The 24728-nt window shown below is 61.8% G+C and carries 22 protein-coding genes and 2 pseudogenes; 7 read left to right on the forward strand and 17 right to left on the reverse strand.

Annotated elements, in window-relative coordinates; all coding sequences use genetic code 11:
* Positions 1-11: 11 nt before the first annotated feature.
* On the reverse strand, positions 12-506 hold the full coding sequence (locus tag LPA35_RS16435) for a GNAT family N-acetyltransferase (RefSeq protein WP_370641453.1): 495 nt from the start codon (positions 504-506) through the stop codon (positions 12-14).
* Between the two features lie 10 nt (positions 507-516).
* Positions 517-1746, reverse strand: a complete 1230-nt coding sequence (locus LPA35_RS16440) for an acyltransferase (RefSeq protein WP_228897682.1) — start codon at positions 1744-1746, stop codon at positions 517-519.
* Between the two features lie 180 nt (positions 1747-1926).
* Between LPA35_RS16440 and LPA35_RS16445 the strand changes: the two genes are divergently transcribed.
* Positions 1927-2871: a LytTR family DNA-binding domain-containing protein gene (locus tag LPA35_RS16445; protein WP_218301262.1), complete on the forward strand. Its 945-nt coding sequence runs from the start codon at positions 1927-1929 to the stop codon at positions 2869-2871.
* Positions 2872-3146: 275 nt separating this feature from the next.
* Here LPA35_RS16445 and LPA35_RS16450 read toward each other — a convergent pair whose 3' ends face one another.
* The 10 genes from LPA35_RS16450 to LPA35_RS16495 all read right to left on the reverse strand — a co-directional run bounded on the left by LPA35_RS16450 (position 3147) and on the right by LPA35_RS16495 (position 12597).
* Entirely contained in the window at positions 3147-3881 is a 735-nt protein-coding gene (locus LPA35_RS16450; protein WP_055399814.1) for a YafY family protein, read from the reverse strand.
* Positions 3882-3942: 61 nt separating this feature from the next.
* Positions 3943-4431: a GyrI-like domain-containing protein gene (locus LPA35_RS16455; protein ID WP_218301263.1), complete on the reverse strand. Its 489-nt coding sequence runs from the start codon at positions 4429-4431 to the stop codon at positions 3943-3945.
* Between the two features lie 186 nt (positions 4432-4617).
* Complete coding sequence (locus LPA35_RS16460) at positions 4618-4905, reverse strand: DUF2798 domain-containing protein (RefSeq protein WP_121421932.1); 288 nt, start codon at positions 4903-4905, stop codon at positions 4618-4620.
* A gap of 457 nt (positions 4906-5362) precedes the next feature.
* Entirely contained in the window at positions 5363-6229 is an 867-nt protein-coding gene (locus LPA35_RS16465) for a ProQ/FINO family protein (RefSeq protein WP_218301265.1), read from the reverse strand.
* Between the two features lie 132 nt (positions 6230-6361).
* Entirely contained in the window at positions 6362-7612 is a 1251-nt protein-coding gene (gene glcF, locus LPA35_RS16470; protein WP_218301266.1) for a glycolate oxidase subunit GlcF, read from the reverse strand.
* Between the two features lie 41 nt (positions 7613-7653).
* Complete coding sequence (locus tag LPA35_RS16475) at positions 7654-8454, reverse strand: YoaK family protein (protein WP_055399803.1); 801 nt, start codon at positions 8452-8454, stop codon at positions 7654-7656.
* A 47-nt stretch (positions 8455-8501) separates the two neighbouring features.
* The gene (gene glcE / locus LPA35_RS16480; RefSeq protein ID WP_228897706.1) at positions 8502-9638 is read right to left on the reverse strand and encodes a glycolate oxidase subunit GlcE; all 1137 of its coding nucleotides are present in this window, start codon (positions 9636-9638) and stop codon (positions 8502-8504) included.
* 261 nt (positions 9639-9899) lie between these two features.
* Positions 9900-11444, reverse strand: coding sequence for an ammonium transporter (amt, locus tag LPA35_RS16485; RefSeq protein ID WP_228897683.1), 1545 nt, complete (start codon positions 11442-11444; stop codon positions 9900-9902).
* Between the two features lie 36 nt (positions 11445-11480).
* The gene (glnK, locus tag LPA35_RS16490) at positions 11481-11819 is read right to left on the reverse strand and encodes a P-II family nitrogen regulator (RefSeq protein WP_010466918.1); all 339 of its coding nucleotides are present in this window, start codon (positions 11817-11819) and stop codon (positions 11481-11483) included.
* A gap of 46 nt (positions 11820-11865) precedes the next feature.
* Positions 11866-12597, reverse strand: a complete 732-nt coding sequence (locus LPA35_RS16495) for a TorF family putative porin (RefSeq protein ID WP_121421928.1) — start codon at positions 12595-12597, stop codon at positions 11866-11868.
* A gap of 224 nt (positions 12598-12821) precedes the next feature.
* Here LPA35_RS16495 and LPA35_RS16500 point away from each other — a divergent pair.
* A pseudogene (locus LPA35_RS16500) lies at positions 12822-13769 on the forward strand (YifB family Mg chelatase-like AAA ATPase); the annotation flags it as partial.
* A gap of 286 nt (positions 13770-14055) precedes the next feature.
* On the opposite strand, the gene LPA35_RS16505 reads toward LPA35_RS16500, so the two are convergent.
* A complete protein-coding gene (locus LPA35_RS16505; RefSeq protein ID WP_228897684.1) occupies positions 14056-14508 on the reverse strand; it encodes an HAD domain-containing protein in 453 nt (150 codons plus the stop codon).
* 113 nt (positions 14509-14621) lie between these two features.
* On the opposite strand from LPA35_RS16505, the gene LPA35_RS16510 reads away from it, so the two are divergent.
* Positions 14622-14930, forward strand: coding sequence for a helix-turn-helix domain-containing protein (locus LPA35_RS16510; protein WP_228897685.1), 309 nt, complete (start codon positions 14622-14624; stop codon positions 14928-14930).
* A 5-nt stretch (positions 14931-14935) separates the two neighbouring features.
* Here the strand turns inward: LPA35_RS16510 and LPA35_RS16515 are convergent, their stop codons facing one another.
* Positions 14936-15361 carry a hypothetical protein gene (locus LPA35_RS16515; RefSeq protein WP_228897686.1) on the reverse strand — a complete coding sequence of 142 codons (426 nt, stop codon included), beginning with the start codon at positions 15359-15361 and terminating at the stop codon, positions 14936-14938.
* A gap of 290 nt (positions 15362-15651) precedes the next feature.
* Between LPA35_RS16515 and LPA35_RS16520 the strand changes: the two genes are divergently transcribed.
* Positions 15652-15975, forward strand: a complete 324-nt coding sequence (locus LPA35_RS16520) for a helix-turn-helix domain-containing protein (RefSeq protein ID WP_255669752.1) — start codon at positions 15652-15654, stop codon at positions 15973-15975.
* A 91-nt stretch (positions 15976-16066) separates the two neighbouring features.
* Here LPA35_RS16520 and LPA35_RS16525 read toward each other — a convergent pair.
* Both LPA35_RS16525 and LPA35_RS16530 read right to left on the reverse strand, forming a co-directional pair.
* A pseudogene (locus tag LPA35_RS16525) lies at positions 16067-16858 on the reverse strand (IS3 family transposase); the annotation flags it as partial.
* 396 nt (positions 16859-17254) lie between these two features.
* Positions 17255-18109: a hypothetical protein gene (locus LPA35_RS16530; RefSeq protein WP_228897687.1), complete on the reverse strand. Its 855-nt coding sequence runs from the start codon at positions 18107-18109 to the stop codon at positions 17255-17257.
* A 433-nt stretch (positions 18110-18542) separates the two neighbouring features.
* Between LPA35_RS16530 and LPA35_RS16535 the strand changes: the two genes are divergently transcribed.
* The 3 genes from LPA35_RS16535 to LPA35_RS16545 all read left to right on the forward strand — a co-directional run bounded on the left by LPA35_RS16535 (position 18543) and on the right by LPA35_RS16545 (position 23203).
* On the forward strand, positions 18543-20243 hold the full coding sequence (locus tag LPA35_RS16535; RefSeq protein ID WP_228897688.1) for a hypothetical protein: 1701 nt from the start codon (positions 18543-18545) through the stop codon (positions 20241-20243).
* The gene (locus tag LPA35_RS16540; RefSeq protein ID WP_228897689.1) at positions 20240-22021 is read left to right on the forward strand and encodes a hypothetical protein; all 1782 of its coding nucleotides are present in this window, start codon (positions 20240-20242) and stop codon (positions 22019-22021) included. Before LPA35_RS16535 ends, LPA35_RS16540 begins: the two co-directional genes overlap by 4 nt.
* 186 nt (positions 22022-22207) lie before the next feature.
* Positions 22208-23203 carry an HNH endonuclease gene (locus LPA35_RS16545; protein WP_228897690.1) on the forward strand — a complete coding sequence of 332 codons (996 nt, stop codon included), beginning with the start codon at positions 22208-22210 and terminating at the stop codon, positions 23201-23203.
* Between the two features lie 291 nt (positions 23204-23494).
* On the opposite strand, the gene LPA35_RS16550 is transcribed toward LPA35_RS16545, so the two are convergent.
* Positions 23495-24577: a 3'-5' exonuclease gene (locus LPA35_RS16550; protein ID WP_228897691.1), complete on the reverse strand. Its 1083-nt coding sequence runs from the start codon at positions 24575-24577 to the stop codon at positions 23495-23497.
* Positions 24578-24728 lie beyond the last annotated feature (151 nt).

Below are 24728 nucleotides of genomic sequence, written 5' to 3' on the forward strand. Positions count from 1 at the left end.
CACCGACCTGTTCAGCCTGCGGCAGGCGTAGCAGGGGGCGACCACCGGCACAACACCCGCTCCCGGCCCGTGGCCGGATGGGTGTCGACCAGCCCCTCCACCAAGCCATGGCGTGCGTAGAAGCGCCGCGCGCCGTGGTTGGCCGTGGCCACATGCAGGGTCCAGCCGTCCGGGCACAGGCGGTTCACCTGTTGCAGCAATTCGGCCCCTGCGCCCTGACCCTGGAAATCGGGGTCTACGAACAGCTGGTGCAGATAGGCGCTGGCCAAGTCCAGCACCAGGAACGCCGTGATCTCTGGCCCGGCTGCACGCACCAGTGTTACACAGGGCAATCCAAACTCCGCCCGGACTCGGGCCTCCCAATGGTCTGGCGGAGCCACCGACTCCACGGATGGATTGGCGGAACACCAGGCCCGTCGCCAAACGCGGGCCAGACTGGCACAGTCAGCGTCGGTCGCAGGCCGCATGAAGGGCTGGGCAGAGGAAGCAAGTGCGCGGGGCGGCATGGCGGTATTGTCAGCGCACGGGGGGTACCGGGTCTGCACACAATCCCACTTCCGTCAGCCTGGCCGATGGCACCTGGCTTCGGCCGGGTAACCCGAACAACGGCCGCAACCATCCCACACGCTGCACGACCGCCGTCAGCCCCCAGCAGAGCCCCACCGTCCCGGCCACCACGGCCAGCGGCTCCACCACCGGCCCCAGCTGCGCAGGCGCCAGCCACACCACCAGCACGATGATGGCCGTCTGGTGCAGCAGGTACCAGGGGTAGACCGACTCACTGGCCAAGCGCAGCCAGGGCCAGGGCCGATTGAGGCGGTGATGGGCCCAACCCAGGATCGTGAGCAGGGCCGCCCACAGGTACACGTCTGCCAGCACGCGCAGCGGCCAGCGCGCGGACCGCACGCCGTGCTGCTGCGCCAAGCCCAACAGACCCAGGTACAGAACCAGCAGCACCAGCGCCAGGGCGAGGGTGCGCCAGCGCAGCCGCACGAATTCCGCCCACAGACCGGTATCCAGCCCGATCCAGTAGCCGTAGACAAACACTGTGAAGTACACGGCGTGCAGCCACCCGTCATGGACCAGGTCGTGCGTGGGCGGCAAATGCGGCCACAGCAGCACCGAATACAGCGCCAGCGGCAGCACGGGCACCACCATCAGTGCAGCGCCCCGCAGCCCGGTGAAGGCACGGCGCAGGCGCTGCCCGGCGGCGGATTCGGCCAAGGGCAGCAGCGCCGCCAGCACCACGGTGTAGGCCCACAGGTAGGCCAGGTACCACAGATGGTTCCAGGTGACGCCCGCGTGCCAGCCGTCAAATGCGCCCGGCGGCCAGGTGCTGCCGCTGTAGTAGCGCAGCAGAAAGGCGCCGAAGCCCGGCGCGATGAGCCCGTTGGCCACCCCCTGCGCGTAGGGCTGGTAGGGCACGATGACGGCCATGCCAAAGGCCAGCGGCACCAGCAGGCGCAGGCTGCGCAGCCGCACCAGCCCCGCCACCGACTGCCCCCGCCGGACCAGCCCGAAGGCCAGGCCCGAGACCAGGAACACCAGGTCCATGCGCCAGAGGTTGAGCGCGCGCATGGGCGCCTGCAGCCATTCCGCCACGTACGGGCTTTTGAGGTGCCAGTGCCAGTCGGCCACGTAATACATGGCCACGTGGTACAGGATGACCAGGGCAAAGGCCAGCGCCCGCAGCGCGTCGATGTCATGGCGGCGGACGGGGGTGGAGGCACAGGAAGGTGTAGACATGGCACAACGCAGACAGGGTGGACACAGGGCCCGATGCTGCGGCCCCGCCCCTTCTCACGGCACCGCCGGGGGACGGGCTGGGGTGCCACTGGGACCAGTGGCGGGCAGGAGGGACGAAAAGAAACCGCCCCAGGGAAACTCCCGCCCGGCGGCGCACGGCCCTGCCTACACTTGCCACCCATGACCGCCCCCGCGCCCGCCTGGATCGACCGCTACCCCCACGACCGCGCCCTGCGGCGCCGTGCGGAAGTCAGCTTCTGGGCCGTGGTGCTGCTGGTGCAGGCGACCTTCAACACGGTGGTGACCCGGATCGAACTGCGCAGCGCCGGGCGGACCGTGGCCGCGTGGGAGCCGCTGCTGTGGGAGCTGACGAGCGCGCTGGTGGTGGCGGCGCTGATCCCGGCCGTGGTGGCGTTCGAGCGGCGCTTTGTGCTGCGCTGGGGCACGCTGCGGCGCCATCTGCCCTGGCACGTGCTGGCCAGCGTGGCCTACTGCACCGTGCACCTGGCGGGCATGTGGGCGCTGCGCCATGCGGGCTATGCGGCCCTGGGCGAGCGCTACCAGCCGCCAAGCTGGTGGGCGCAGTGGGGGTATGAATACCTGAAAGACGTGCGCAGCTACGCGCTCACGGTGTGCGCGCTGGTCAGCTACCGCTTCTTGCTGCTGCGCCTGCAGGGCGAGGCGCGCGTGCTGGATGCCCCCGAACCGCCCGCGCCACAAGTGCAGGACGTGCCCGAAACGCCCGCCGCGCAAGCCCCGGCATCAACGCCCGAAACCCCGCACGCCCCGCCCGCACAACGCCCCGAACGCTTCCTGGTGCGCAAGCTGCGCCGCGAGTTCCTGATTGCCGCAGGCGACATCGCCTGGCTGCAGGCCCAGGCCAACTACGTGGGCCTGCATGTGAATGGGCACGACTACCTGCTGCGCTCCACGCTCACCGACTTCCTCACCCAGCTGGACCCGTCACGCTTCGTGCGCGTGCACCGCAGCTACGCGGTCAACCTGGACGCCATCGCCGTGATCGAACCGCTGGACAGCGGCGACGCGCGCCTGGTGATGAAGGACGGCAGCAGCGTGCCCTGCAGTCGGCGCTACCGGGACGGGCTGGCACCCCGCGCGGGCTAAATACCTCGGGAGCTGTTCAAGGTCCCATACCCAACTGCAGTCAAAAAATACAAAACCGTCCACGCTGAGCGTGGACGGTTTGACGCAATCGAACGCGAATCCGTATCAGCTATTCATTGCGCTGCGCGCCACCCTCGACGCACGAAGCTGGCGCGGCCAAGGCCAGTGCTCCCGCGCAAGGGCCGCCCCGCCGCGCTGGGGGCGTCCCCCTCCCGACTCGCGCAGCGAGGAGAGAGAGGGGGGAAGGCGCGAAGCGACTCAGGGGGTGTTTCACTTCAGGCATTGAGCCCCGGCGTCTGCGCAGCCCCCCATTCGGGCGGGCAGGCGGCCATCTCCGCCTCCACCTTGCGCAGCATGTCGGCCAGGGTCTTGCCAGGCTCCTGGCGGAACTGTTCGTCGAGCACCACCAGATCCACGATGCGGTCGATGCGAAAACCCCGGAAGTCATTGCGCAGCTCGCACCAGGCCGACAGCGTCCAGACCTTGCCCCAGTAGAAGCAACCCAGCGGGCGCAGGCGGCGCAGGCTGGGGCGGCCGTGTACGTCGGCGTAGTTGATCTGCACCACGTGGCGACTGTGCACCGCCTCGCGCAGGGCCTGCAGGGTGGCCTGCACGCGCGGGTCCAGCCCCACCGATGGCGCATACAGCGCCTGCGCCTCGGCCGCCACGCGGGCAGCGGGGGGCAGCACCGACAGGATCTTGCCCAGCGCCCCTTCGACCTCGCGCGCCAGCCCGGCGTCGAGCCAGGCCTGGGCCAGGCGCGCGGCGGCCACCAGGGCGTTGGCCTCGCCCTGGCTGAACATCAGCGGCGGTAGTTCGAAACCCGCGCCCAGGCGGTAGCCCACACCGGCTTCGCCCTCAATGGGCACGCCCTGGTGCTGGAGGTCCGCCACGTCGCGGTAGATGGTGCGCTGCGAGACTTCGAGCCGCTCGGCCAGGAAGGCGGCCGTGGACAAGCGCCGACCCCGGATGAGCTGGACGATCTGAAACAGGCGGTCGGCGCGGCGCATGGTGGTTTATTTTTTCAGAGTTTTAAGGCCCTAGCGCTTATCCATCAAGCGCTACAAGCTATCAATTTTGAAGCAACACTCCGATATGGATGGCCACCTGGTCCGGGCCCTCATAGGCCTCAAAGTCGGTTCCAAAGCGGCGTTGCACCTGCGGGTTCTCGGCAAAGTAATGCCAGATGCGCACCCAGGTGTCGATCACCATTTGGGGCATATCGCCCTGGCCGGTAAAGACCAGGTAGTCGCCAGCCTGAATGTCAACGCGGCTGGCGCCGGGTACGGCCTGGGCCCCATCGGGGTCGGCGACGGCCACACCGGCGGTCACATCAAAGGCGCCGTGCTCGTTCGACTCGTAGCCGCTGTACACGCCGAAGATGCGTCCATCGTCGCCCCGGCTGGGCAGTTTGCGCTCCCAGCTCTGGCTGAAGAAACGGTTCCACAGGCCTCCGAGGCGCGCGATGGCGGGGTTCATCTCTTCGCTGTTGCGGGTGCGCACGGCGATGCCGGCCACGCTGAATGCTGGAATCTGGATGATTGCGGGGGTGTTTGTCATGGCTGGTCCTCTCTGGTCTTCAATGAATGGAATTGACGCGCGGGCCGCTGGGCGCCGTGCAGGAGAGGCATGGTGCGTGCACGCTACTGACAACCTGATGTCAGTAGCGTGCACGCACGCTGGTGACTCCGGGTGGGCGCAGCACATGGGCGGCGTGAGGGTGCCCACCGCCCGCCACGCGATCGATCAGCGCGGCTGCTCGACGATAGCCGCCGTGATGCGGCGCACCACAGGCAGCACCAGCAACAGCGTGGGGAAGGCCACTACCCAGGACAGCGCCCAGGCACTAAGCCACAGGCGCGGGAGGTCCAGCGAGAAGCCCGCCACGCGCACGGTGCTGATCAGGGACACGATGAAGGTCATGAGCAGCGACAGCAGCAGTGGCATGACCCAGGCCGCCGAGCGTGCGGGCAATCTGCGCAGCCCGAGGAAGGTCTGGCGGGACGACGGCGGGAGCGAGGAAGGTTGGTTCATTGAAATTCCAGAAAGCAGACCGGTCAAGCAAGGTGCCGCCCCCACCCTGCAGCAGATGCAGGCCAGGGACCACAACCCCGGCAGGGCCGGTGTTGGTTGGCACGTTGATGGACGCAAGAACGTGTTTGCGATCTTTTCGGGGCCGCGTTGGGGCGCAATCGGGATGAGTGGCTGCTTCGGATGCGCAGCTTGGGCCCATGCCCATGCAAGCAGCCGGGGCATCCAATCGCCCGATTTCGCCCCAACCCTTCGGGCAAGTGCCTTGCCGGGCGGTCTGCGGCGTTGCGGCGCTTGTGGATAGCCGGGCTATCCACTGCGCACCGCGCCTGGCAACCCATCCCGGCAAGGCACTTGCGCGGCCCCGAAAAGACCGCAAACACGTTCTAGACGCTTACGGCAACCCATGAACCGGGTCGCGGGGAGATTCTAGGCCCCGTCGGCCCGGGCCGCGCTGGCCTTAGCTGCTTTGGCCCTCAGGCGCCGCAGCCACGGTGGCCTGGGCCCGCGCGGCGGCTAGGCGGCGCGCGCGTTCGACCTGCTGGGCCGCAGTGCGAGGCACCATGCCGTACATGTCGGCAAAGGCCTCCAGCGTCTGGCCACTGGCTTCAAAGGCGCGCAGCAGGGCTTCGTCCTTGGCATTGCGGGCTGCCCATTCGGCAAAGGCTTCTTCGAGGATGGCGTTGGCGGCCTCGTCGCGGCTTTGCACCAGCTCGGTATACGCCTCGCGCGTGAGGCCCGAGGCCTCGAACGCGGCGATCATGCGGTTGCGCAGCTTGGGCAGCAGGTCATCGGTGGCGCGGGCCTTCTTGCGGCGGTAGACCTCCAGCAGCGCGTGGTGCACATGCTCGGGCGCCATGTCTTCCACAGGCTGGCCTTGCAGGTCGTGGCGCTTGTCGCCCGCCGCCACGCTTTGCAGATACCGTGTGGAGCGGGTGTGGATGCCCAGAGCCACCTTGAGCGCCTCGCGCTCAAATAGCTCGGGGTGCGCAGCCAGCAGGTCCTGGAAGATGCCGCGCTTGAGCGGGCGGAACACGGCGCCAAACAGATGGGGATAGAGCCCCGCCAGTTGTTCCAGCGCGGGGTGAACACGCTGAGGCGCACGCGGGCCCGGGGCGCCAGCTGGCACGGTGGCGCCCTCTGCTCCCTCCGCGCTCCGGGGCGCCTGGCGCCCGTCAGCATTGCGGCGGTTGCGGCCACCACGGCGCGAGCCCCCTGTACGCTGGGGGGGAGCCCCAGCCTCCGTGGGCGCGGCTGCCACAGGCGCTGCCAAGGGTTCGACAGGGGCTGTGTGGGGTTGTTCTTGTGCGGACACGGAGTCGGTCATGGCGGTGCAGTTCCGGGGCAAAAATGGGGGCGACAAAACCCTCGATCATGCCAGCGTTGGGTCGGCGGGCGCAAAACAGCCTCTGACAGAGGCCTGAATTACCCTGTGCCTGTGCAGCAGGGCATGGGAGGGTCAGCCTGCGCGCAACGCCTCGTCCAGCACCTCCACCCAGTGCCGCACGGGCGTGCCCGTGCCACTTTGCAGGTGCGTGATGCAGCCGATGTTGGCCGACAGGATCATGTCCGGAAGCTGGTCGCCAAAGGCCTCGCCGAGCACGCCGAGCTTGCGGTCGCGCAGCTGGTACGACAGCTCGGGGTTGAGCACGGAATAGGTGCCCGCCGAGCCGCAGCACAGGTGGGCATCGTTGCGCGCCGCGCGCAACTTGAAGCCCAGCTGGTTCAGGTGCATCTCCACCCCGCCACGCAGCTTCTGGCCGTGCTGCAGCGTGCAGGGCGGGTGGTAGGCGAACAGCGTGTCGGGCTTTTGCACGCGACCGGCGAGCTTATGCGCCAGCTCGGGCAACAGGTCAGGCAGCAGCTCCGACAGGTCGCGCGTGAGGGCGCTGATGCGCTCGGCCTTGGCCGCGTACATCGTGTCGTCTTTGAGGATGTGGCCGTATTCCTTGACCGTCACGCCACAGCCGGATGCGTTCATGACGATGGACTCCACCCCCTGCTCCACCAGCGGCCACCAGGCGTCGATGTTGGCGCGCATCTCGGCCTTGCCGCCTTCCTGGTCGTTGAGGTGGAACTTGACGGCGCCGCAGCAGCCGGCCTTGGGTGCGATCACGGTCTGGATGCCCACGGCGTCAAGCACGCGGGCGGTGGCGGTGTTGATGTTGGGCATCATGGCCGGTTGCACGCAGCCCGCCAGCATGAGCACCTTGCGGGCATGCTCGCGTGTGGGCCAGGCGCCGGCATTTTGGGGCGCGGGCACCTTGGCCTTGAGGGATGCGGGCAGCAGGCCGCGCACCAGTTGCCCGGCCTTCATGGCAGGGGCAAACAGGGGCGAGGGCAACCCCTCCTTCAGCGCCCATCGCAGGGCTTTTTCGCCCACGGGGCGAGGCACTTTTTCATCAACGATCTTGCGGCCGATGTCCACCAGGTGGCCGTATTGCACGCCGCTCGGGCAGGTACTTTCGCAGTTGCGGCAGGTCAGGCACCGGTCCAGGTGCATCTGGGTCTTGCGGGTGGGGGTCTCGCCTTCAAGCACCTGCTTGATGAGGTAGATGCGGCCGCGCGGGCCGTCCAGCTCGTCGCCCAGCAGCTGGTAGGTGGGGCAGGTGGCGGTGCAGAAGCCGCAGTGCACACACTTGCGCAGGATGGATTCGGCCTCCAGGCCATCGGCGCGGGCGCGGTATTCAGGAGAGAGCTGGGTTTGCATGGTGCATGCCTGGGCGAAGAGACAGAAAGATCAGGGCCGATTCAGCGCGGCGCGGTCGGTGGGTCCAAGGGCGCTTCCAGCGCCAGCGGCTTGCGCAAGGGGTGGCGCAGCCTTGCGCGGTCGGCCCACAGCGGGGGCAGCGACAGGGCCAGCAGCACCAGCGCCAGCGGCACCACAAACACAAAGCCCACATGCTTGAAGCCCGCCGCGCCCGCAATGCCGCCCACCAGGAACATGCCCACCAGCCCGGCAAACAGCCGCAGCCGGGCCTGGTTGGCGCGCACTTGTGATTCGGGCGCGGTGCCGGTGCGGTTCCAGTAGAGCATCTTGCCCATCTCGATGCCCAGGTCGGTCACCACACCCGTCATGTGGGTGGTGCGGATCTGCGACGACGACATCTTGGTCACCGTGGCGTTCTGCAGGCCCATGATGAAGGAGAGCAGCAACACCGCCAGCGGCACGGCAAACGGTGTGGGCCAGGTGAGCGTGATGGCCCCCACCAGGCCGAACAGCAGCATGAGCACGGACTCCAGCACCAGCGGCAGCGCAAAGGTGCTGCGCAGCTTGCGCTGGCGCGCCCAGTTGATCATGATGGCCGTGGTGCCTGCGCCCGACATGAAGGCCCACAGCGCACCGATGGCACCCAGCACGATCTTCATCTGGCCCAGTACCAGGTTGTCGGCCAGCGAGGACAAAAAGCCGGTCATGTGCGAGGTGTACAGGTGCACCACCAGAAAGCCCCCTGCATTGACGGCCCCCGCATTGAACGCCAGCAGCAGGCCCAGCACCCGGTTGCTGGCGACCGTGCGGCGGTTTCCGGTGAGGTGGCGAAGGCGTCGCATGGCCAAGGTGACGGTGAAAACGGTGGTGGTGATGGAACTGACCCCGCCTACCAGGCCCGCGCCATGCGGCCGGGGTTGAAGATGCCAGCCGGGTCAAAGCTGTGCTTGAGCCGGGCGTGGATGTGTTCCAGCGCCTTGGACTGAAGGTCAAATGTGCCACTGGCGCTTGTCCCACCTGCGCTAGCAGCTACAAAAATAGAAGCATTTCCACCCACAGCCCGAGCGGCTTCGCGCAGGGCGTCGCCTGCGGATTCGGGCGCTTGCACCCAGCGCAGCGCGCCATGCCACTCGACCAGCGGCTGCGCGCCGCCCGGCAAGCTCAGCACCGGGGCTGTGGCGGGCACGGACAGGCGCCACAGGGCGTGGCCGGGCTGTGCAGCACGTGCGGTGAACCAGGGCAGGGTCTGCTCGCGGCAGGCCGTCCAGTCGGCGGCCACCGTGGCGTTGTCCATGCGCGTGCCACCCATCGTTTTGCAGGCGGCCTCGACCGCCGCCACGGCGCCGCGCAGGCGCACATAGAGCGTGCCCACGCCACCGTCTTGCACCCAGCAGCTGGCGTTCAGGGGCAGCGGCTGGCCGCCCCAGGCGTGCAGCTTGCGCAATGCGTCGGCCTGGTTGATGTCGTCAAACCGCAGCGTGGCCTCGCCGGGCGCCACGGGCAGCACCTTGAGGCTGACCTCGGTCAGCAAACCCAGCGTGCCCCAGGCACCGGCCATGAGGCGGGACACGTCATACCCCGCCACGTTTTTCATGACCTGGCCGCCAAAAGTCAGCAGCTCGGCTTTGCCGTTGAGCAGGGTCACGCCCAGAAGATAGTCGCGCACAGCCCCTACGCTGGCGCGGGCGGGGCCTGAGAGGCCTGCCGCGACCATGCCGCCCACGGTGGCGGCATCCGAGGAGGCCTTGGCGAAATGCGGGGGCTCAAAAGGCAGGCATTGGCCTTGTTCGGCCAGCGCGGCTTCCAACTCAGCCAACGGGGTGCCCGCCCGCACGGTGACAACCAGCTCGCTCGGCTCGTAGCTCACGATGCCGCGCAGCACCCGCGTGTCGAGCACTTCGCCATGCAGTGCGAGGCCGTGAAAATCCTTGGTGCCCCCGCCACGGATGCGCAAGGGGGTCTGGTCGGCGGCGGCGGTGCGCACACGTTCGGTGATCTGGGCAAGGGCGAGGTCCATGCCTTGCATCGTAGCGGCAGCCATGTCCAGTGCTACACCTGCAATGCGTGAATTTTTTGAACAGGGCGCGTGCAAAGGACTCGGTCCTGCGGACAAGTTGTCTGGGGGAACATGCCTTGGCTACCCTGCCAAAGCCAACAGCGAGCCCCCCACCGGTACGAAAAAAACCCGCCGTTGCCGGCGGGCTCAACAACCAGAGGAGTGACTCGCTTGTTCTTGTTGCGACGCTGCGGTGCCACCAGACACCGCAGCGCGTGGGGTGCAGGCGGATCAGCGGTTGTACGCTGTCTCGCCGTGCGAAGTGATGTCCAGGCCTTCGCGTTCGTCTTCTTCCGTGACACGCAGGCCCACCGTGAGGTCAACGATCTTGTAGGCGACGAAGGAGACCACACCCGACCACACGATGGTCAGCAGCACAGCCTTGGCTTGTGTCCAGACTTGCGCGGCGATGGAGTAGTCGGCCGATGTCACCATCGTTGCCGTCACCCAGTCGGCCACGTAGCCAGGGCCACCCAGGCCAGGGGCGTTGAACACGCCGGTCAGCAGGGCACCCACGATACCGCCGATGCCGTGCACGCCGAACACGTCGAGCGAGTCGTCCGCACCCAGCAGCTTCTTGAGACCGTTGACACCCCACAGGCAGGCAAAACCGCCCACCAGGCCGATCACCAGGGCGCCGCCGATACCGACGTTGCCAGCGGCAGGCGTGATGGCCACGAGGCCGGCCACGGCACCCGAAGCTGCACCCAGCATCGAAGCCTTGCCACGCATCAGCGCTTCGCCGATGCACCATGCCAGCACGGCAGCGGCGGTGGCCACCAGCGTGTTGATGAAGGCCAGGGCGGCAAAGCCGTTGGCTTCCAGGGCAGAGCCGGCGTTGAAACCGAACCAGCCCACCCACAGCAGCGAGGCACCGACCATGGTCAGCGTCAGGCTGTGAGGCGCCATGGCTTCCTTGCCGTAACCGATGCGCTTGCCCACCATGAACGCGCCCACCAGGCCCGCCACAGCGGCGTTGATGTGCACCACGGTACCGCCAGCGAAGTCCAGAGCACCCCACTGCCAGATCTGGCCAGCCTTGCCGGTCATGGCGTCGGCCACTTCCTTGGAGGCGTAGGCGTCAGGGCCCATCCAGAACCACACCATGTGGGCAATAGGCAGGTAGCTGAAGGTGAACCACAGCACCATGAACATCATGACGGCGCTGAACTTGATGCGCTCTGCGAACGCACCGACGATCAGGGCGCAGGTGATGCCGGCGAACGTGGCCTGGAAGGCGGCGAACACCACTTCTGGAATCACGACACCCTTGCTGAACGTGGCCGCGTTGGCAAAGGTGCCTGCGGCGTTGTCCCAGATGCCTTTCATGAACAGGCGGTCAAAGCCACCGATGAACGCGCCGCCTTCGGTGAAGGCCAGGCTGTAGCCGTAGATGAACCACAGCACCACGATCATCGAGAACGTGACCATCACCTGCATCAGCACGGACAGCATGTTCTTGCTGCGCACCAGGCCACCGTAGAACAGCGCCAGGCCGGGCAGGACCATCAGGATCACGAGGATGGTGGAGGTCATCATCCAGGCGGTGTCACCCTTGTTGGGGACGGGAGCGGGTGCCTCAGCGGCAGCTGCGGGAGCGGCGGCTGCTGCCGCTGCGGGGGCTGCGGCAGCAGCAGGAGCCGGGGCTTCTGCGGCAGGAGCAGCAGCGGGCGCGGCAGCAGCCGGCTCGGAGGCGGCGGGCGCCTGTGCCAGGGACAAGTTGCCCATGGTCAGCAGACCCAGCCCCAGAATGAAGGAAGCAAGCAGTTTTTTCATGGCGTTTCTCTTCTTGGATGTAGTACGGCCGCGCCCTTACAGCGCTTCCTTGCCGGTTTCGCCAGTGCGGATGCGCACCACCTGCTCCAGGTGGGTCACGAAGATCTTGCCGTCGCCGATCTTGCCGGTGCGGGCGGCGCTCTCGATGGACTCGATCACGCGGTCCACGAGGTCGTCCGCCACAGCGGCTTCGATCTTGACCTTGGGCAGGAAGTCAACCACGTATTCCGCGCCGCGGTACAGCTCGGTGTGGCCCTTCTGGCGGCCAAAGCCCTTGACCTCAGTGACCGTGATGCCTTGCACGCCGATGTCCGAAAGCGCTTCACGCACCTCGTCCAGCTTGAAGGGCTTGATGATGGCTGTCACCATTTTCATTTTGGTTCCTCCGACATGGGCGCAGCAAGCGCCCATTGAGACTTGCTTACAGGGTTTTGGTGAGCGTGACGATCACGCGCGACTTGTTGACGTGGCCGAAGAAGGCCTTCTTGTTGGCACCCACCACGGCAGCGCCCAGCGACAGGCCACCGCCGAAGTCGTAGGCACCGCCCACGCTGTAGTCCATGTAGTTGGGCACGCCCAGGTCCTTGATGTCGCTGGCAAAGCGCGTGAAGCCGACCGAGGCCTTCACCGTCACGCTGGGCGCCACTTCCTGCGCAAACGCGAAGTTCAGGTAGCCGGTGTTGCGGCCCTTCAGGCCCGAGCCAGCCTTGGCGCCGGCAAAGCCGAAGTAGTCCTTGGAGATGGTGTGCGAATACTTGGCAGTGAAGGGGCCCATGGTGGCCGCGCCATACAGCTCGGTGGTGTTTCCGTTGCTGTTGCCGGGGTAGATGTAGGTCAGGGCGCCCACGTCCAGGTCAGCGCCGCCAGCCTTGAACTTGTAGCCGCCATACAGGTCGGATTCGAGCGAGTTGTTGGCAAGCCAGTCCACGCTGGAGTTCCAGTTGCCCACGTACCAGCCGGTGTCGCCGAAGGCGTAGTCAAAACCGCCTTGCAGTGCAGGCTTGACCGCTTTGGACTTGGAAACGTCCTGGTCCTGGCCACGGAACTTGTAGTTGGTGGTCAGGCTGACATTGCCGGTGAGCTGGGCACTGGCCAGCATGGGAAGGGTTGCAACAAGGGCAACGCCCAGGGTCTTGATGATGGCGCGGGTCATGTTTCCTCCGGTTGGACAAAGTAGGGACGAGCGTTTTAAGCACGGACCGTGCCACGCCAGTGCAGCCATTGCATCGCCTTCACATCGCCGTTGCGTTGCGTTACACCGATCCGCAAGTACAGTGACGGTGTGCGCGCGGACCATGTTGCACCTCATTGGTGCACGGCACAACCGGGCCGTGCTAAAAAACCATAAAACGCACCCATCTGGGGAGAAACCGCTTCATGAGTCTTGCTTTGGTGCAAAGCCGCGCCCTTCTGGGGCTGCAGGCGCCTTCTGTCACCGTCGAAGTGCATCTGGCCAATGGTTTGCCCAGCTTCACGCTGGTGGGCCTGGCCGAGGTGGAGGTCAAGGAGGCCCGCGAACGGGTGCGCTCGGCGCTGCAGAACGCGGGGCTGGAGTTCCCGCATAACAAGCGCATCACGGTAAACCTGGCACCAGCCGATCTGCCCAAGGACTCAGGGCGCTTCGACCTGCCGATTGCACTGGGCATCCTCGCCGCCAGCGGGCAGGTGGACGCAAGCCGTCTGGCGGGCTATGAGTTTGCGGGCGAGCTGTCGCTGTCGGGCGAACTGCGCCCTGTGCGCGGCGCGCTGGCCACCAGCCTGGCGCTGCAGACCCAGCAGATCACCGCGCAACTGGTGCTGCCCCCCGGCAGCGCTGAAGAGGCCGCCCTGGTGCCCGCCGCGCGGGTGGTGCGCGCACGGCATCTTCTGGATGTGGTGCGCGCCTTCCTGCCGCCAGGCAGCGTGGCTGCGGGCGATGCCGACGTGGCCAACGACGGCTGGACCCGCCTGCAGGCCACCCCCATGGCGGCGAGCACAGCAGGCCCCGACATGTGCGACGTGAAAGGCCAGGCCAGCGCCAAACGCGCGCTCGAGATTGCTGCCGCTGGCGGGCACAGCGTGCTCATGGCCGGGCCGCCGGGGTCGGGCAAGTCGATGCTGGCGCTGCGGTTTGCGGGGCTGCTGCCCGCGATGACCGTGGACGAGGCGCTGGAGAGCGCCGCCATTGCCAGCCTGGCCGGGCGCTTTCGCACCGACCAGTGGGGCCACAGGCCCACAGCCGCGCCACACCACACCGCCAGCGCAGTGGCCCTGGTGGGCGGCGGATCCCCCCCCAGGCCCGGCGAAATTTCGTTGGCGCACAACGGAATTTTGTTTCTGGACGAACGTCACTTTAGGTGTTCTGTTGATGTCCGTACGTTCGCGAACCGCAAAGGCCCCAATCCCCGTGCAACTCCAATGAGGGAGCCCCACACGAATTGAACGCAAATTGTCAGAGCAAACCAACAGCCATCTAAGGCAGCTAACAAGCACTTCAAGGATCTCCGACTAATCAGGCGGAAACGCCAAGCAGTCCAGCGCCAGGAAGCCCTAGACCCCTATTGCGCCTTTTTTTGTCCATCCCAGAGTCGAAACAATCCCCTCAGCATCTCCCATCAAAGTTCCGCTTTTTTCAAAGAAGGCTTCGGAGACGGGCGGTAAGTTGAGGCTTTATGATTTTGGTGAGCCCTTCGCGACCGTCGATGAGGAACAGTGATTTGCTAAATGGCCGAAAGAGCCATGAGCGGTCATCCAACGCTAACCAGTTGATGTGGGATACGTCGTTTGTCCGAAGCCAAGCGTGACACTCTGCCTCCCGCTGGTACCCGACCAGCGTATCCGGGACATTCGATAGGTCGCAGTATTTTGGAGTGACGCCTTCAATCACTCTAGCAATGTCTGGGGAGAACCTTTGCAGAATTGCCTCAAAAGGCTGATCCAGGCGCCAAGTACTGGTGACAACTACTTTCCACTCGGGCGCCTGCCGTAGCACCTCCTCCAGGATGGGCAGGCAACAGAAGTGCTTCGACTCATGGCAATGCTCAGGGTGTAGAACCCCATCAAAATCAAGAAACAGGATGGGCATGTTCTACGTAGTGAACGGATTTCCAACACTGACGAACTTTTCTAAGGCAATTGAATACCAATGAGACTATTTGGTCGTGGTCTTTTTGGTCTCATTGGGCGGAAATCAGGAGGATGCCCTCCCGAAAACGTGTTCCACCCCAAGCCGACTTCGGTCGGGCGCTGCAGCAACTGCGTGCAGCTCGGGGACTTGTTCAGGAAGACATGTTGCTGGCCACTAGCCGTCGCCACATCAGCCGCATTGAACAGGGTCACCAGGTACCCAGCATCCGCATCATTGAAGTGTTGGCCGCCCAGATGCAGATTCATCCGTTGACGCTGGTTGCTGCCGCATACTGTTCTGATCTGAACGGGGCCTCCGTCAACGAACTCCTAAAGACCATTAAAGTGGACTTCAAGGGGATAGTGTCAGATTCGGTCTGACAGGCTTAATCGACTTCCGCCCCAGAGTGTTGAACCAACATTTGGAGACCTTCTATCAGCCCGGTGCCGATCGGAGTGGCATCCTGTCGCTGCAGCATTCGGTTGACGATTTCTCGATCAACGGCAGTGTTGAACAGGCACAGTGCTTCTCGGAGAGTTTCCATGCTGATCTCCAAATTGTCGCCAGAGCGCTTTGCACCCGCCTTAGACAGGAGGAGTAGTGCAAGGGGCAATGCTGCACGAGCCGGGTCTTGTCCACCATATACGCCAACACCAGACAGAAGATCTCTGAATTGGTCTGACACCAGTAGCAATTGCTTGTCATCCAGCGCATCGGGCAAGACCGCTTCCCATCCTCCTGACATGATCAAGCCCATCATGTCCTGTGCTCCAAATTTTCCGAGCGTCGCTTTATCCAATCGCAGCATCATCCGTCATTCAAGTTAATATGAGACCAACTGGTCCCGTTCGTGCCGTGGCGTGCGAAGATAGCGGAGCAAGGATGCCCTTTCCGATTTTTAAGCACACTCCCCTCTGAATAGAAACAATCCGGTTGCCTCAATGCGCTTGAAGAGGCAACAAACTCGTTGCCTCAGATCTTTTCACCTTGAAAAACCGCCTGAATCTCACCCGCTTGGCCGAACTTGACAGACAGTTTTGCGATTTCGCAAAGCTGCAGCCAGCTGCCCCGCCCAGGTGCGGCTGGACAAAGACGGTCCGATTGGCGCTGGGCATGAGTTCCCAAGCACTGGGAGAGCGTTTGGGAGTAACAGCTCAAGGGGCCCGTAAACTGGAGCAGGCCGAGGCGAATGGGAACATTACGCTGAACACCCTTGCGCGCCTGGCACATGGACTGGATTGCGAAGTGCGCTACGTGTTTGTTGCTCGAACCAGCTTAGTGGAGCAAGTGCTCAGGCGCACCCATGAAGTCGCCGGTTGTCCACAACCACCAGTGCTCAGTAAGACCGACGTTCAGACAGAAGCGCAAAGGCTCTTAGCCCTGTCCACTGCTCTCGCCCAAGTTAGCAAGCGGGGGCTCTGGTAGCTGCAGGTGAATCGCCCCGGCTGAACTAGACACCTTCGAGCCTCAAACATGATGAATCGCCCCGCTTTCTGGGGAGGCTGTTTGGTTTAAGTCAGCCCACTTCCACAGTGACCTGACTGGCGAGTTGCCGGTAGTAGTTTGCCTCAGCCTCAGCAGGCGGGATGTACCCGATGGGTTCGAGCAGGCGATGGTGGTTGAACCACGATACCCATTCGAGCGTGGCGAACTCGACTGCTTCCTTGGTTTTCCATGGAGCCCGGCGGTGAATCAGTTCGGCCTTGTACAGGCCGTTGATGGTCTCGGCCAGGGCGTTGTCGTAGCTGTCGCCCTTACTGCCCACCGAAGGCTCGATGCCAGCTTCCGCCAGTCGCTCGGTGTAGCGAATGCTGACGTATTGCGAGCCTCTATCGGAGTGACAAACCAAACTGCCATCGCGCTCAGGCTGACGGGCATAGAGGGCTTGCTCCAGGGCGTCGAGAACAAAGTCCGTGCGCATTGAACTGCTCACCCGCCACCCAACGATGCGCCTGGCAAACACGTCGATGACGATGGCTACGTACAGCCAGCCTTGCCAGGTCGAAACGTAGGTGAAGTCACTCACCCACAACTGGTTCGGCCTCTCGGCCCGGAACTGCCGGTTGACCCGGTCCAATGGACATGGTGCTTTGCCATCACTGACGGTCGTTCGTACGGCCTTGCCGCGCATCACACCACGCAGTCCCATGCTGCGCATCAGACGCTCTACCGTGCAGCGGGCCACGGTCACGCCTTCGCGCGCTAGTTGCCGCCATACCTTGTCGGCGCCATAAACCTGCATGTTGGCCTGCCAGACTCGTTGAATCTGCGGCATCAGCAATTCGTCGCGTTTCGCTCTAGCGCAGCGTTTGTGATGGGTACTCCCCGCGCTGCTCCTGCACCATTCTCACTGCGCGCTCACGCACCTCGGGCGAGAACTTGTTCGTCTTCTTCATGGCTCAATCCTCTCAGAGTGTTGAGCCTCCTCAAAAACCTGGGCGATCCAGGTGGAACAGCAAGGCACCACCTGACTGCGTGAACGGCAGGTATCACTCCCGCCCCTCGCTGAAATAAATTCAGCAAGATAGGTGCTCGACGCGGCTCAAATTTGCTTGTGAATCTGCTTGGACGTGGCTCAGTTTCCAGCGTGAATTAACACGAAGCTGTTTGAAGGCAGCGGAGAGAGACTGGGCGTTCGCAGCGCCCGGGGGATTACGGAGGCGCGGGAACGCGGGATTGAGGTCGGGTACCCGTCTGAATGACCTTACTTTGGCGCCTTAGCGGACTTCGTCGCTACTTTCGCCTCTGCTTTTTCTGCCTTGGTGAGGCGACCACCGAAGCCTGAAATCGAGAAAGGAGTCCAGCTCAAGTCAGCGCGAACCCTAGTGAACTCTCGGCGCACGTCTTCGTCATTGAAGAACGGCTTAGTCATGTAGAAGACCCCGTAGAAATTATCCCAATCCGTGCTACGGTAGGTCTTCATGTCGCTGTAGACGCCCTTGAGCGCATTTGCCATATCATTCTTCTCGGTGACGAACTTGAATTCAATCACTGTACGAAGCGACGCAACTCCTATGTCAGCTCGGGAGCTTGTAAGTAACTGAGGGATACCAACTTCCTTGATCGCGTCTGGAAACGCGAAGCGGCAGACGTCCAGTACCGCATTGCGGACATCCGCTTCGTTCGTAGGTGAGATACCCCTCATTTGCACGATCTGGGCGGTGTTCTTGACAATGTTTTGAAGGACAGTGTGGGCAGTGACGGCGTGTGCGTCGGTCATCGCCTTCAGTGGTGCAAAGCAGGCGTTGGCCAGCGAATAGATCTCTGAGTGAATTTCTCCATCGTAAGGACGACTTGTTACGCCGAGGTTCCTCTTGCGCAGCTTGGCGATTTCACGCTCGATTGACGGCGTGCCAAGGCGCTCTGCAAGTACAGCGATGGAACGCAACGATTTCTCTAGGTGCCAAGCCAAGATCTCGTACTCGGCATCGCTCCATTCGTCGTCGGGATCCAGCACGCTTCCGCTGAGTTCTTTGACGTCTACCTTGGTCAAGGCGTCGTAAGCCAGCTGTAACTCTTGCTCGATCGCTTCTGCCAACAACCACTCTTCTCTGCCCATAACTACCTCTCGTCTGTAAAAGCAAAGTGTATGGTTGCAGCGCGATGGGTCCGGCTTTTCTCCGGATGCTTGTCGCGCACGCGATTGGCACGTCCGCACGGGGCGCATAGCCGCGCTCGGTGCTCCCCATCGGTGAGGCGAGAGGCGGCTTTCGGCAAACCGAAGGCACGCGGAGCAAGGAAGGTCGATGATGAACGATAAATGGTTTTCGCCGAAATGGTGGCCAGATGAACAACGGGGAGCCTGCTCCGGAAATGGCAAAGGTTCTCAAACCGCAAAGCACGAAAACATCACACTCACCCCGCCCACAAGCACCGCATTTGGCTATCGTCCGCCTTGTCGACCTAGCTGGCATGGATCAACGGCATGGATGCAGATCTGTACGGCTGCGAAGAGGTTTGTCTGAAATCGAATCTGAGGGAGGAAAGAAATCATGCTTGCTACGTTGCCAAATGGCGCTATTGATGCCTTACGTGAAAGGCGATGGGATGACTTCGCTCTGATAGTCCGCCCGCACGCCAGGTCAGGAAACAAGGCTTTGTGGGCGGAGATTGCCGCAGAGCACCCCGTTTCTTTCAACCTGTTGGATACGCTTGAAGGGCTGAATCCCACTCAACGGAGAGCTGCAATTTACTCCTTGCTTCCCGCAGTCGGTGAAATGGCCGACCTGCAGCTCGAGGAAGCACTGCGGCTCCTGAAGTTCGGCACGACACTGGATGACCCGTCTGGCATTTTTATCAGTGGGCAGCTAAGTCCCCACGTACTCCGGCGTCCTGAGCTCGCGGATGAAATTGGGGAAAGCCTTCGCGCAGATGATTCGACGGAACCGATAGAGCACCAGATTTGGGGGGCGTCCTTCTTCTCCCAGGCCCCAGCGCAAGCTGCGGCGTTCGCGGCGAAATTGATAGGTGGAGGCTCGCACGATGTAGCGCTACTCATCGCTCTGCTGTTGTCACTTCCAAGTAACTCGACATCGGTTGTGCCGTACTTAGGCGCGCATGAGGAAAAGCTTGCAGGTCTTCTCCACGCTTCTCGAATTGACCACGGTATCCAGTCTTGGATGGCCCTTGCTGCAATCGCCGATTTCTCTCAAACTGCTTGGCAACTCTTGCAAACCGGCATGGACTCCGACGACCCCAAGCCAGCAATTGCGCTCTCCCGGTTTCTCTTCAGATTGACATCGCCGGAGGTGAGTGTTGCCCATACGCCATTGAACGAAGTCGTGCGAAAGCTCTTGAACACAGCGCTGCGAGATGCCGATGCTCGAAGGGAAATTGATTCCTCCGTCGCAAGTCTGATGTACCAAGAAGTGCTATGCCCGTCCGTGGTCGAGGAGTTGCCTGCGCTTTTCGAAAGGGACGCAAACGTTGTGAAGCTGTTTCCGTCAATCTTTGGCGCCCTAAGTCCGCAACCAGATTTTGCGCGTGTGCTCTCAGTGGCCCTACTGAGCAAAGACTCTACTGTGTCCGCCTTAAAGGGTGCGATATCGCTTTGCACACAGGGCCGCGCGCCAGTTGCCTTAGACGACAATCTGTTCGCCGCCGCGTCGCCAGAAGCTTGGATAGGGGCAGTGAAGAGGCTTCTTGGACTGACGCACTATGGCCCAGTGCTATGCGAGTTCATCGCACTGCTCTCCGAGCCATCGGCAGGGGCGAAAGGCGGCAGACTGGCTAGCATCGCGCAAATGCTGAACTATGCATTTCAAGAGTATCCGAACGCCACGGCCGCCTTTTTGGCTGCCAAGGTGCCCCAGATTCCCAAGAGCTCTCCCGTTGCTGCTGTCTACAGGTCCGTTTATGCAAATGTGTTGAGCTGGCAGAGGGTGCTGGCTAGACTTCCTGAGCGTAAGGAACTGTGGCCCAAGGTCTCGGAGAGGAATGCTTTCTTGGCGATTAAGGAGCGTTTTCATCGAGAAGTAACGAGGTCGGCGATGGAGAAATCGGTGTTTCGTGCCATCACCCGCGTTGAATTCACAGCGCAGGGACAGAAGGTGGCGTCCCATGCAAGTGATGGGGGCATTACGGTGCAAGAAATGGCCTCAATGAGCCAAGCTATCGAGCTTCCTACGAGCGAAGTTTCGGATCCCATGCGTGGCATTCTGTTGCGCAACAACTTGCTGAGAGGCGTGGAATGAGCACCAGCCTGCGATTGCTCCTTGAGGACTTCCTGGGCCTTATGAAAGAGGAGGGTGAGCTCGACGTATTTCTCCCTTTGCTGATGTCCGCCATGGGGCATGAGGTCATGTATCGCGCTCAAAAAGGGCCACGCCAGTATGGAGTTGACATTGTCTCTGTAGGACCGGATGAGACCGGTGTGAAAACGCTGTTTTTGTGGTTGGTGAAGTGCGGCGACATAGGGCGAACAGATTGGGACTCCGGCCCCCAGTCTGTGCGTCAGTCCATCAATGACGTTGGCGTGTATCTCCGCAGTCATGTGTCGCCTCAGCATCAGCGATTGGCGAAGCGGCTTTTTATTGTCACAAACGGGGATTTTTTATCCAACATCAGTGAAACACTCGCAGCATTCTTGGAGGACTGGTCAGCGCAAAGAGGAGTCTTTGCCGAGACAGTCAATGGGTCCACATTGGCTGGGTGGGTTGAGAAGCATCTGCTTGATGAGTACGTGCTGCCGAGCGCGAATCGGGCACTGTTACGGCGTATGTTGGCAAACGTGTCCATACCTGAACTGTGTGTGAGCCTGGGGCGCAGCCTCATAGACGCAGTTTTGCAGGGACTGGCGCAGTCTACAGGGTCACGTCGAGCCGCGACAAAACAGCTTCTCAACGCGATGCGTGGCATCCGAACCGCCTTGACAGTGCTGCACATCTGGTCAAGTAGCGAAGCTAATTTCTTGGGGTCGTACATCGTCTCTCAGTACGCGGTGCTTGCAAGCTGGGCGGCCTTGCATAAAAAGCTCTTAGCTGGGGAGAAATACGCCTGCGTAGAGTTCATGGAATTGCTCGCGCATCAATCGCAAGTTGCGCATGTCTACCATGAGCGAATGGATAGCTACTATCAAGTACAGGACGGGTTTGCGAACAAGCTCCTAGACCACGTGTTTGTTTCGCAGCACGTATTCGATGAACTTGGTTGGCTGGGCGTTCAGGGTTGCCTGATGGCGAACATGTCAGCGGTGAACGGGAGTAGCGGGGTTGAACTTGAACCACTCGCGCATGCCTATGCAGACCGAATTGCAGCGCTGCTGGAAAGCCACAGTTGTTGTGCACTGCCGGTTTATGACCTTCACGCGACGCACATTCATGCGGCACTGCTAGCACTGGTTGTTTGCAAAAGAAAAGATGTGGCTGAGCAATGGCTGCACGCGCTCTGCGCAAGGCTTCATCACGCGACTGGGATTCGAAAGTTCCTTCCTACTACAGCTTCGTTTGAAGAAGTGCTTTCCGTGCGCCATGGCAACCAGGAAATTGCTGAGGAACACGTCCGGACTTCGACCCTGTTTCCAATCTTGGCGGTATGGAGTGCAGTGCTAGGAATGGACGAGCTCTATCATTTTCTGCGCGAGCAAGTGCTTCTTCGGCTCGACAAGACGACCCCCAATTTTTGGAGCAGTGAAAGTGGCTTTGATGATGTTGTCGCCAAACCCACGAAGTTACATGAGCACGGTTACGGAGAGCCGACGTATTTCTTTCCTCAGGACCCTCGACGATTTCTGATCGCGATGTCTAGGTCGCTTCCCGATGCGGAGCCGCTGGAGGCTGGTACCTGGTACCAGTTACGTGCACCGTACATTCCACTCTTGGCTGCAGTGCACTGGGGGAAGCAAGTGCCGAGGGTCGCACTGGTCAGGCAGGCCATTGCGTTTGCGAGTTTGGCTCCTCCCGGTTCAGACCAAACTCACTCGGGAAATACTAATCCAAGTGAGGATTCGACGCGCTCTGTCGAGCCTGCTTGACAAGTATGGAGTCACTGAAGATGTGGTCAAGCAGAAGGTTGCCTAAGCGTCTGCACGCATGAACGAATGTTGCAGCAATATACGCAGCCTGCCGCGCCTGAGAAGATCGGGCGTTTGCGGTAGGAGTTAAGCCGCGCAGTTTGTGCGTCTGCGTGAAATTTTTGTTCAAGCAAATGGAGGAAGGGCATGCGCGAAGGATTGGATCGAGTCATCGATGCACTGAGGCTGGCAGCAGATGGACTGGATCAGCTTTTTGAACGCAAGGGCACTAAGTCGCACATGATGCCCAACCCAGATGGGCACCCTTGGATTCGCGTCATACATCCCATGGAAAAAGTGCGCTTCATTGGGATCACGCCAAACCGCGGAGATGGGCCGATCTACTTGAAGCTGCGCATATTTCTGTACGAGCAGTATCAAGAGGAGTTTGATCGGTTGCTGTTGGGTAAGTTCTTCTCGTTTGAAGGGGAGGCGCTCCCACGCAATCCCGCATACCCGGGCGCGTCTTGGTCGCGTTACCTGGAGGATGAGGATACCTCTGTTGTTGGCTACGAGGCAACAATCAATGTGTCTGCCTGGCCCGATGAGACATTTGATGCCCGTATCCGTTCTCTGTGCGAAGAATTTTGCCTGTTCGCCAAGGCTGTTGTGACTGGGGGTGCTGAATACGACGCGCTGCCGGACACTAGGACCAGCGAACCAGCACCAGCGTGGCTTCGCGATGAGGCAGCACTTGAGGAACTACTGGGCAGGCATGACCTGAGAGAATCGGAAATTTTAGCTTTGGTGAAGGTCCGCATAGGGCAGAGCGACTACCGGCAGCAGCTCATCCAGAGATGGGGTGGCTGCTCGGTGACGGGCTGCAAATTGACGGAATTCCTTATTGCATCCCACATCCATGCTTGGGGCAAGTGCGAAAGCGCTGATGAGCGCTGGGACCCAGATAACGGCCTGCTCCTCACGCCAAGTCTAGATAAACTTTTCGACCTTGGATTAATCAGTTTCGTGGACAACGGAAAAGTGGTGATCCATCCTCGGCTCGAACGAGGCCAAATGCATCACTTCGGAGTAGATCAGAACATTCGATTACGAAGAGATGTGCTTACCAAGCATCCAGGAATCATGAAGTACCTAAAGCTTCACAGAGAGATCAACGGGTTGGAGCCAGCTCCAGCCGCTTAGGGGCTCTAAAGGAACCTGATCGATTGACTGCATTCAGCCTGACTGCTGCTGCCTAAGGGGATGCTTTCAAAGACTGCTCCTAGCGGATAGCACGCGTTCGTTTATCAACAGTGGACGACTGCAATCGCTGCAGAACAGACCCCTAGCGCGGCAGCTTCAGGCTGACTGCCGACAGTGGCCCACGATTGTTGAATGACGCCTCCCGCTCAAAGCTGACTTTTCAACGGTTTGCTGCGAAAGGCGGATCCACCTCAAAAGCGGGCATAGCCGCGAAGGTGGCTTCCACTGCGTTCAGCAAATCACCGTTTCAACGACGCCCGCGTCAGTGAGGAGTTGGTAAAGGTCAGCGACCTTGCGCCGCTGACCTCGTTCATCACAGAACATAAACATCGCTCGCTGTTTGGCGCGAGACAAGGCAACGAAAAATGTCGCCAACCCTTCTGGGTTGCCTGGCGTATGGCTCCACCAGGATTTATCGTCAAGCCCGATGAAGGCAATCGTGTCGTACTCCAGCCCCTTGCTCTTGTGCACGGTGAGGAGCGGAATTTGGTTCGCACCTTCATACAGATCCAGGCAACCGGTCCAGGTGTCACTGGCTTCCGCGCACTCGCTGAGATGGATGGAGAGCCCCTCTCGAATGAGCTGGGCCATGTCATTGCGCTGATAGCGGACATGGGAACGAACGATGCGCTCAATGTCGAGGAACCCGTAGACCATGTCGACCACAGAAGCTGCGGCAGCCTCGGTGGGCGGATTGGCCTCTTGGAAGCTTCGCAGCTCGGCCAAGAACTTCTCTAATGCGGCCTCAGCAGTGCGAGTGCCGAAGGTGTCCTCAGAATCGACGCCGGAAAGGAACTCCACCGCTGAAGACGCCGTTTGCCAAGCCGCTGGCGCCTTGACGCGAGTGCCGAGCCGGAGCATTGCCAGAACTACCTGCGCAATGTCGTCGACCAGTAGGTCTTGCAGCGAGACCTTGCCAACCACCTTGCTCTCGTTCCGGATTACCAAGCCGGCTGCAGTAAACCACGGTTGCAGCTCGGCCTCAAATGCCTCTGCCTTCTGCCGGACAAGCAGCGCGTAGTTACGTGGTCGCATGTTCCGAGTGGCCATATCCATAGCAATCCATGTCGCCAGATACTCGGCCTCTCCACCACGGCTAGAACTTGACCAAACCTGCACGACGTCCTTGTCCAGTTCGGCCCTGACTTGAGACTGCGTCGGGATGACGCCGGCATCAAGCGCTGTGGCGACGACATGCTGGACTCGCACCAATTCAGGCGAGGAGCGGAAGTTGAATAGCAGAGTTACGCGCTGCGCGGAGAAGTCGGCTTCAAACTGTTCGAAGGCATCCGCTTTAGCTCCGGCCCACAGCATGATGCGCTGCTTGTGGTCTCCTACTGTTAGTGCCAGTGCAAACGTGATCAGCAGTGCCAGTCGAACATTGACCAGGGGCTAGAGCTGGTTCCATTTGAAGCCAACTGTGGATAACTATAGGGTGGATGCTTCGGTAGGTCCTCCTTTTTTT

It is taken from the genome of Acidovorax sp. Leaf73 (assembly GCF_916855635.1).
GTDB classification, from domain to species: Bacteria; Pseudomonadota; Gammaproteobacteria; order Burkholderiales; family Burkholderiaceae_C; genus Acidovorax; species Acidovorax facilis.

Coding starts and splice junctions, on each gene's coding strand:
- LPA35_RS16435 (WP_370641453.1), bottom strand. CDS start 506: ATGCCGCCCCGCGCACTTGCTTCCTCTGCCCAGCCCTTCATGCGGCCT.
- LPA35_RS16440 (WP_228897682.1), bottom strand. CDS start 1,746: ATGTCTACACCTTCCTGTGCCTCCACCCCCGTCCGCCGCCATGACATC.
- LPA35_RS16445 (WP_218301262.1), top strand. CDS start 1,927: ATGACCGCCCCCGCGCCCGCCTGGATCGACCGCTACCCCCACGACCGC.
- LPA35_RS16450 (WP_055399814.1), bottom strand. CDS start 3,881: ATGCGCCGCGCCGACCGCCTGTTTCAGATCGTCCAGCTCATCCGGGGT.
- LPA35_RS16455 (WP_218301263.1), bottom strand. CDS start 4,431: ATGACAAACACCCCCGCAATCATCCAGATTCCAGCATTCAGCGTGGCC.
- LPA35_RS16460 (WP_121421932.1), bottom strand. CDS start 4,905: ATGAACCAACCTTCCTCGCTCCCGCCGTCGTCCCGCCAGACCTTCCTC.
- LPA35_RS16465 (WP_218301265.1), bottom strand. CDS start 6,229: ATGACCGACTCCGTGTCCGCACAAGAACAACCCCACACAGCCCCTGTC.
- glcF (WP_218301266.1), bottom strand. CDS start 7,612: ATGCAAACCCAGCTCTCTCCTGAATACCGCGCCCGCGCCGATGGCCTG.
- LPA35_RS16475 (WP_055399803.1), bottom strand. CDS start 8,454: ATGCGACGCCTTCGCCACCTCACCGGAAACCGCCGCACGGTCGCCAGC.
- glcE (WP_228897706.1), bottom strand. CDS start 9,638: ATGCAAGGCATGGACCTCGCCCTTGCCCAGATCACCGAACGTGTGCGC.
- amt (WP_228897683.1), bottom strand. CDS start 11,444: ATGAAAAAACTGCTTGCTTCCTTCATTCTGGGGCTGGGTCTGCTGACC.
- glnK (WP_010466918.1), bottom strand. CDS start 11,819: ATGAAAATGGTGACAGCCATCATCAAGCCCTTCAAGCTGGACGAGGTG.
- LPA35_RS16495 (WP_121421928.1), bottom strand. CDS start 12,597: ATGACCCGCGCCATCATCAAGACCCTGGGCGTTGCCCTTGTTGCAACC.
- LPA35_RS16505 (WP_228897684.1), bottom strand. CDS start 14,508: ATGCCCATCCTGTTTCTTGATTTTGATGGGGTTCTACACCCTGAGCAT.
- LPA35_RS16510 (WP_228897685.1), top strand. CDS start 14,622: ATGCCCTCCCGAAAACGTGTTCCACCCCAAGCCGACTTCGGTCGGGCG.
- LPA35_RS16515 (WP_228897686.1), bottom strand. CDS start 15,361: ATGATGCTGCGATTGGATAAAGCGACGCTCGGAAAATTTGGAGCACAG.
- LPA35_RS16530 (WP_228897687.1), bottom strand. CDS start 18,109: ATGGGCAGAGAAGAGTGGTTGTTGGCAGAAGCGATCGAGCAAGAGTTA.
- LPA35_RS16535 (WP_228897688.1), top strand. CDS start 18,543: ATGCTTGCTACGTTGCCAAATGGCGCTATTGATGCCTTACGTGAAAGG.
- LPA35_RS16540 (WP_228897689.1), top strand. CDS start 20,240: ATGAGCACCAGCCTGCGATTGCTCCTTGAGGACTTCCTGGGCCTTATG.
- LPA35_RS16545 (WP_228897690.1), top strand. CDS start 22,208: ATGCGCGAAGGATTGGATCGAGTCATCGATGCACTGAGGCTGGCAGCA.
- LPA35_RS16550 (WP_228897691.1), bottom strand. CDS start 24,577: ATGCTGTGGGCCGGAGCTAAAGCGGATGCCTTCGAACAGTTTGAAGCC.